Below are 7,550 nucleotides of genomic sequence, written 5' to 3'. Positions count from 1 at the left end.
GGACGCTGCGCCGGGTGCCCGCCGCGGCGGGCCCGAAGGAGCAGTCGACCTCGCGCAGCGCCTGACGGACCAGGGCGCCCTGCGGGTCGTCGCCGATCAGGTCGGCGAAGGCGACGGCGAGCCCGAGCGCGTGGCACCCCAGCGCCACGCCCGCGCCGGTGTTGCCGATCCGGTCGACGACCGGGGGCACGTGGTAGGTGTCCCGGTACGGCAGCGGCAGCTCCGGCACGTACACCGTCGAGTCGACCCCGGCACCGCCGAGAACCAGAATGTCGGTATTCATGGCCTCCACTCCGTGGAGGCGGGCTCGGTCGCCTGGGAGCCGTCGCCTTCCCTCGTCGCTCTGGTCGCTGCGCTCCCGCCGCTCCTCAGTCCAGGCAACGGCGCTCCCTCGCGGGTCACCGGTTGACCAGCGGGCCGGAGCCGGTGGAGCCGCGGACGACGAGCTCCGGCTGGAAGATCAGCTCGACGTGCTTGGCGGGGGCGCCGTTCACCTCTTCGAGCAGCGTCTGCACGGCCGCCGACGCCATCGCGCCGATCGGCTTGCGTACGGTGGTCAGCGGCGGGTCGGTGAACGCGATCAGCGGCGAGTCGTCGAAGCCCACCACGGACACCTCTCCCGGCACCGACAGCCCCTTCTCCCGGCAGGCGCGGATCGCGCCCAGCGCCATCAGGTCGCTCGCGCACACGATGCCGGTGCAGCCGCGGGACAGCAGCTGCGCGGCGGCCGCCTGCCCGCCCTCGACGGAGAACAGCGAGTGGGCGATCAGCTCGTCGACGTCGGTCGCGCCGAGCAGCTGCGCCATGGCCTGCTTGTAGCCCTCGATCTTCCTGATCACCGGCACGAACCTGCGCGGCCCCAGCGCGATCCCGATCCGCTCGTGGCCGAGGTCGACCAGGTGCTGCACGGACAGCCGGGCGGCCATGCGGTCGTCGGGCGAGATGAAGGGCGCGTCGATGTGCTCGCTGTAGCCGTCGACCAGCACGATCGGCAGGCCGCGGTCGGTCAGGCGGGTGTAGCGGTCCATGCGGGCGGTGCTGTCGGCGTGCAGCCCGGAGATGAACACGATGCCGCTCACCCCGCGATCGACCAGCAGCTCGGTGAACTCGTCCTCCGGCGCGCCGCCGGGCAGCTGGGTGCACAGGACCGGCGTGTAGCCGTGCTGGGTCAGCGCCTTCTCGATGGCCTGCGCGAACGCGGGGAAGATCGGGTTGTCCAGCTCCGGCGTCACCAGGCCGACCAGCCCGTTGCTGCGCTGGCGCAGCCGCGGCGGGCGCTCGTAGCCCATGAGGTCGAGCGCGGTCATCACCGCCTGGCGGGTGGCGGCCGAGACGCCGGGTTTGCCGTTGAGCACCCTGCTGACCGTGGCCTCACTCACCCCGGCCTGGGCGGCGATGTCGGCTAGGCGAGCGTGACCGTTCATGCCACTCACTTTACTTTCCACCAGGCCGCCGAATCCCCTGCTCCAGGGACATCCGACGCGATCAGGAGCTCCCCGTCGATCCCGAAGTCCACCGGCGTCGCGGTGAGGTTGACGGCACAGACGTACGGCCCCCTGGAGAACACGAGCGTGCCCTCGGGCGACTCGTGCCAGACGAGGTCCCCGCTCAGCGCGCGCCGCAGCCCCAGCGCCTCCCGGTACAGCTCCAGCGTCGAGCCGGGCGTCCCTTCCTGCGCCTCCACGCTCAGCTCGGCCCACTCGGACGGGATCGGCAGCCACGGGTCCTGCCAGCCGGACTCGCGCGTCCACGGCAGCGGGACGCGGCAGCCGTCCCGGCCGCTGTCGGGGTCGCGCAGCCGCTGCGGGTCCTGGCACACCTCCTCCGGCAGGTCGAGCACCTCGGGCAGGCCCAGCTCCTCGCCCTGGTAGACGTAGACCGAGCCGGGCAGCGCGAGCGTCAGTAGCGCGGCCGCGCGGGCCCTGGCCAGGCCGCCGTAGCGGGTGACGTGCCGCTTGACGTCGTGGTTCGACAGCACCCAGGTGGTCGGGGCGCCCACGGAGCCGGCCGTGGCGAGCGAGGAGTCGATCACCGCCCTGAGCTCGGCGGCGTCCCACGGGGTGAACAGGTAGTGGAAGTTGAACGCCTGGTGCAGCTCGTCCGGGCGGACGTACATCGCCAGCCGCTCGGCCGTCGGCGCCCACGCCTCGGCCACGCCGATGCGCTGGCCGGGATAGGAGTCGAGCACGCGCCGCCACGCGCGGTGGATGTCGTGCACGCCGTCGTCGTCGAAGTACGGCACCGGCTCCTTGCCGATCAGCGTGGTCTGGTTCGGGTGGCCGATGTCGGGCAGGTCGCGCGGCTTGACCATGCCGTGCGCCACGTCCACGCGGAAGCCGTCCACGCCCAGGTCGAGCCAGAACCGCAGGATCGACTCGAACTCGCCGCGCACCTCGTCGTTGTCCCAGTTGAGGTCCGGCTGCGCGGGGTCGAACAGGTGCAGGTACCACTGCCCGTCCTCGACCCGCGTCCACGCCGGGCCGCCGAAGATCGACTCCCAGTCGTTCGGCCGGTCGCGGAAGATGTAACGATCGCGGTGCTCGCCGCGCAACGCCTCCTGGAACCAGGGGTGGGCCGAGGAGGTGTGGTTGGGGACGATGTCCATGATCACCCGCAGGTCGAGGGCGTGTGCCTCGTCGATGAGCGCCTTGGCGTCCGCGAGCGATCCGAACAGCGGGTCGACGTCCCGGTAGTCCGCGACGTCGTACCCGAAGTCGGCCATGGGGGAGGTGTAGAAGGGCGTCAGCCAGATGGCGTCGACGCCGAGCCCGGCCAGGTACGGCAGGCGATCGCGAACGCCGATCAGGTCACCCACGCCGTCGCCGTCTCCGTCGGCGAAGCTGCGCACGTACACCTGGTAAATCGCGGCGTCTCGCCACCATGCGGTCATAGTCTCCCCCTGACGGTCTCGACTATGAAATCCCTTGCCGCAAGTTTACGCAAGCCCTTACATACCCCTCCAATCCGGAAATTTCGGCGTAAGAACCCACAAAGCCCTCGACCGAAACGCCTGCGCAGGAGATTCTTTATGTCAAGGGTGGACATCTAGCGTTAAGGCGCGATGTACTACCTCTTCAATCAGCCCCGTCACAGGTGACACGTGCGCAAGGTGTGGGCCCATGAGCTCGGTCGTTCTCGACAAAGTGACCAAGGTGTATCCGGGCGACTACCTAGCAGTCGACCGGTTGAGCCTGCGGGCTGAGGACGGCGAGTTCCTCGTCCTCCTCGGACCCTCCGGCTGCGGCAAGTCCACGCTGCTCCGCATGATCGCGGGACTGGAGGAGATCACCGAGGGTGACCTGTGGCTGGACGGCGAAATCGCCAACCATCTGGCCCCGCGCGATCGTGACGTCGCCATGGTGTTCCAGAACGGCGCGCTGTATCCGCACCGGACGGTGCGCGGGAACATCGCCTTTCCCCTGGAGATCGCCAAGTCGGACCCGGCGATGGTGCGCGAGCGGGTGACCGAGCTGTCGAAGGCCTTACACATCGACGAGACGCTGGACCGCCGCCCCGGCACGCTCTCCGGCGGCCAGCGGCAGCGCGTGGCCATGGGGCGGGCCATCGTCCGGCAGCCGAAGCTGTTCCTCATGGACGAGCCGCTGTCGAACCTGGACGCGGGCATGCGTACCGAGCTGCGCATGGAGATCTCGGCGCTGGTCAGGTCGCTCGGCGTCACCACGATCTACGTGACGCACGACCAGGTGGAGGCGCTGACGCTCGCCGACCGGATCGCCATCCTGAACCGAGGGGTGCTCCAGGACGTCGGCACGCCCGCCCAGATTTACAACGATCCAGCCACCGCGTTCGTGGCGGCGTTCCTCAACTCCCAGCAGTTGAACCTGTTGGCGGCCACTGTCAGGACGCCGCAGAACCAGTACGTCATGCTCGATTTCGGCCCGCACCAGCTCACGATGCAGTGGAGCGATCCGAGGGCGTACGCGATCTCGCAGCACACCGGCGGGCAGGTGCTGGTGGGCATGCGCCCGGACGGGCTGGCCCCGGTGCAGGAGTCGTACGAGGGGCCGTCGTTCTTCGGGCGGGTGCGGGCGCTGGAGTACCACGGGCACGAGTGGCTGGCATACCTGGCGTGCGGGGTGCCGGCCGTACCGGTGCCGGAGCCGCCGGACCCGCGCCAGCGGAGCAACGGGAACAAGAACGGCTCGGGGAAGCTGTCGGGACTGGTACGGCGGATCTTCTCCTCCCAGCGGGAGGAGGAGCACCAGGAACAGGAGCAGGTCGGCCAGCACCCGAACAGCGGCATCCACCGCCGCTCCGACCTGATCGTCCGCCTGGGCAACCGCCCCGTCTGGCGCACGGGCGACGCCGCCAAGGTCGCGATCGACCTCTCCCGCATCATGATCTTCACCCTCGACGGCGCCCGCATCGATCCCCCGCGCCGATAGCCGGCGCCGTCCCGCGCCGCGGTTCACTGCTGGAGGGTCTGGCTCCGTTCGATGAGCTCCAGCATCTCTGTCTGGATCTGGCGCAGGAAGGCGAGAACCTCGTCGGCGGCCGCGGCGACGGCCGAGTCGCCGGGGGCGACGGCGGGTTCGAGCAGCCGGGCCACGGTGTCGGCGAGGACCTGGTCGGGATCGACGCCGAGGGCGACGGTGGCCGGGTCGGACAGCGCGGCGCCGAACCCCGTGAGCACGGCGTGCACCGCGTAAGTCAGCTCGGGCAGCGGACGGTCGTGGCGGATCAGCCCGTGGCGGTGATGGATCGGCATGCCCGCCTCGCACAGGGCGCCGGGTGTGGTGCGGGCGAACAGCTCGCGGTCGCCGGCCTGCTGGGTGAGCAGCCGCAGCAGGTCGGCGTCGCCGCTCTGCACCCGGCGGGCCAGCGGGAACTTCAGCCCGGTGCGGACCAGCAGCGGGGCCAGGCGGTGCGGCAGCACGGTGGCGGGGTCGGCGCTGACGCGGGTGGTGATCTCGTCCAGGAAGGCCAGCAGTTCGCGGGCGAACAGCCCGAGGATGAGGTCCTCTTTGGCGGGCCAGTACAGGTAGACGGTGCCCTTGCCGACCCCCGCCGCGCGGGCGATCTCGCTGACCGTGACCTTGTGCACGCCGTGATCGAGCACCAGCTCGCGCGCGCTGTCCAGGATGCGGGCGGCTTTGCGCGAGTGGCGCTCGATCAGCTGGCTCACGTGGGCTGTCCTCTGCTTTCGGGCTGGGGTCGGGTCACACGGCGGCGACGTCGAAGGTCTTGTTCTTCATGTCCGGGCCGTTCATTATCTTGCCCATGGCCGGCCCGATGACCGGTGTGCGCATGAGGCGCAGCATCGCGCCGCGCATGACCAGTTCCTTGCGGTCGTGCGGCGTGAAGAGCCGGCGCATGATCAGCGCGCTGTCCTGCTCGGTCTGGATGAAGGGCCGCATCCGGGCCTCCCAGGCGCGCAGCGCGCCGGGCAGGTCGCCGGGGTGGCGCTGCACCATGGTGCCCAGCAGCTCGCCTCCCGCGATGCCGCTGGAGGCGCCCATGCCCGCGTACAAGGTCACGCACCAGGCGGCGTCGCCGACCAGGACCACCCGGCCGTGGTGCCAGCGCGGCATCTTGACCTGGTTCACCGAGTCGAACAGGGACTCCGGAGCCTGCTCGAACGCCGTGAACAACTTCTCCAGGAGCGGCCCGGCGGGCCGCGGCCCGAACGCGGCGCGGATGGACTCGATCGGCGGGCGGGCGAACTCGGCGTCGACGTCGTCGGTGCGGTAGGAGAACAGCAGGCCCGGCGGGTGGTCGGAGAAGGGGAAGATCCACGCTGAGCGTCCCGGCTCGGCCAGGGTCAGGCCCTGCCCCTGGCCGAGGCCCTCGATCGGCCGGTCCAGCACGGTGGCGCCGATCATGTAGTTCAGCGGGTGCAGGTGCTCCTCGGGGCCGAAGGCCAGCCTGCGTACGGTCGAGCGCATCCCGTCGGCGCCCACCACCAGGTCGAAGCGCTCGGTGACGGTGGCGCCGGAGGCGGTGTCGCGCAGGGTGACCTCCGCCGCGGAGTCGTCCTGGGTGATGTGGGTGGGCACGGTGGAATAGCGGATCTCCACGTCGGCCGGCAGCGCGGAGAACAGCGCCCGCTCGATGTCGCCGCGCAGCACCACCCGTGGCTTGCCGGGCAGGTTGGCCAGGCTCATGCCGGCGGTGTGGCGACCGGCCCGGTTCACCTCGTAGGGGGGAAGCCGCGGGGTGCGGTCGCCGATCGCCTCCAGCGCGCCCAGCCGCTGAGCGGAGGCGAGACCGGTGCCGAACAGCAGGATGAAGTACCCGCCCGAGCGGCGTGCCGGGGCCCGCTCCACCAGCACCGGCTCCCAGCCGACCTGCCGCAGGCGCAGCGCGGTGGCGATGCCCGCGATCCCGAGCCCCACCACCAGCGCACGGCCGCGCCCGACTGCGTCCTTCATTGCCGACTCCCTTTCTGTCGTGTCACCACGACCCTATTCGACAAACTGACCAGATTGGTTCTATTGGTCAGTTTTTCGGGGCGCAGTCGTAGAGGGTGAGGCCGCCGGTCGTGGGACTTCCTCCATAGGCGGCGGCGGGGACTTCGGCGCAGTTCGCCTTGATCCATTGCGAGCGGCTCGTGCTCGACCCGCCCATCATGGCGCCGAAGCCGGATCCCAGAACGAAGCGCAGCTGCCCGGAACCCGTCCAGTCCTTCAGCTGCCGGACGGTCGGGGCGTCGTCGATGCCGATGAAGCCGCCCATGCCGATCACGGTGGCGTCGCTGCCGAGGATGAACGTGGAGGCCAACGTGGCGCCACCCTCGACGGCGAGCTTGATCCGGGCGGAGCCGGAGTTCTTGACGGCATGGTCGAGGATCTTGCGCTGGTCGGAGGTGAGCTCGGCGCCGCCGCCGGGAAAGCCTCCCGGGAGGCCGCCCGCGAGTCCGGATGGCATGTCGCCCGGGCTCCCGCCGGGGAAGCCTTCGGGGAGTTCCATGCCGGGCGGGAGTTCCATGCCTTCCGGGAGTTCCATGCCTGCTGGGAGCCGCATCCCTTCCGGGAGCTCGCGCCCGCCCGGAGCCGGGCCGGCTCCGCCGCCGCCGAAGGGCATGGTCGGCGGCCCCGCGGTGGGGTTGGCGCCGCCCAGTGCCGACGTGGTGCCGGGAACGCTGATCGCCCAGGCCGCGGGCGCCGCCAGCACCGCCAGGACCGCGACGCCGAGGGCGGCGGGCAGCAGCCGTCTCCGGCCGGCGGACAGCAGGAGCAGGACGGCCGCCGCCAGCCCGGCCGCGCCCACAGGCCACACCAGCCAGCCGTTCCAGGACGGGGCCCGCCCGATCACGGCGCAGGCCCAGGCCGCGGTCACCGCGACGGCCCCGGCCCCCAGCGGGAGCGCCCAGCGGGCCCCCGCCCGGTGGGCGCGGGCCAGCGTCGTGACGAAGCCCGCGGTGAGTGCGGCGATGGCGGGGGCCAGCTGCGTCGTGTAGTACGGGTGGAAGATCCCCTGCTGCGTGGCGAACACCACGCCGCAGACCACCAGCCAGGTGCCCCAAAGCACCCATCCGGCCGCGGCGAGCGGCTCACCGGGCATCGCGGCCCCGCGCCGGCGCAGCACGG

5 protein-coding genes and 2 pseudogenes are annotated in these 7,550 nt (G+C 71.2%); 1 reads left to right on the top strand and 6 read right to left on the bottom strand.

Annotation, left to right across the window (positions count from 1 at the left end; translation table 11 throughout):
* The 3 genes and pseudogenes from ACWDX9_RS56490 to ACWDX9_RS56480 all read right to left on the bottom strand — a co-directional run.
* Window positions 1-283 (bottom strand): annotated as a pseudogene (locus tag ACWDX9_RS56490) (carbohydrate kinase family protein); the annotation flags it as partial.
* 115 nt (window positions 284-398) lie between these two features.
* Window positions 399-1,424 carry a LacI family DNA-binding transcriptional regulator gene (locus tag ACWDX9_RS56485; RefSeq protein WP_449971201.1) on the bottom strand — a complete coding sequence of 342 codons (1,026 nt, stop codon included), beginning with the start codon at window positions 1,422-1,424 and terminating at the stop codon, window positions 399-401.
* Window positions 1,425-1,429: 5 nt separating this feature from the next.
* Window positions 1,430-2,890, bottom strand: a complete 1,461-nt coding sequence (locus ACWDX9_RS56480) for a glycoside hydrolase family 13 protein (protein ID WP_449971198.1) — start codon at window positions 2,888-2,890, stop codon at window positions 1,430-1,432.
* A 229-nt stretch (window positions 2,891-3,119) separates the two neighbouring features.
* Here ACWDX9_RS56480 and ACWDX9_RS56475 point away from each other — a divergent pair, with 229 nt between their 5' ends.
* Window positions 3,120-4,406 carry an ABC transporter ATP-binding protein gene (locus ACWDX9_RS56475; protein ID WP_449971195.1) on the top strand — a complete coding sequence of 429 codons (1,287 nt, stop codon included), beginning with the start codon at window positions 3,120-3,122 and terminating at the stop codon, window positions 4,404-4,406.
* Window positions 4,407-4,429: 23 nt separating this feature from the next.
* Here the strand turns inward: ACWDX9_RS56475 and ACWDX9_RS56470 are convergent, their stop codons facing one another.
* From ACWDX9_RS56470 to ACWDX9_RS56460, 3 genes and pseudogenes are all read right to left on the bottom strand, one after another.
* Complete coding sequence (locus ACWDX9_RS56470; protein WP_449971192.1) at window positions 4,430-5,146, bottom strand: TetR/AcrR family transcriptional regulator; 717 nt, start codon at window positions 5,144-5,146, stop codon at window positions 4,430-4,432.
* Window positions 5,147-5,180: 34 nt separating this feature from the next.
* Window positions 5,181-6,392, bottom strand: coding sequence for an FAD-dependent monooxygenase (locus ACWDX9_RS56465; RefSeq protein WP_449971189.1), 1,212 nt, complete (start codon window positions 6,390-6,392; stop codon window positions 5,181-5,183).
* Between the two features lie 67 nt (window positions 6,393-6,459).
* A pseudogene (locus ACWDX9_RS56460) lies at window positions 6,460-7,550 on the bottom strand (hypothetical protein); the annotation flags it as partial.

This window comes from Nonomuraea sp. NPDC003201, from assembly GCF_053590415.1.
The sequence above is the reverse complement of the archived record's forward strand: the minus strand, read 5'-3'. Positions and strand labels throughout refer to the sequence as shown.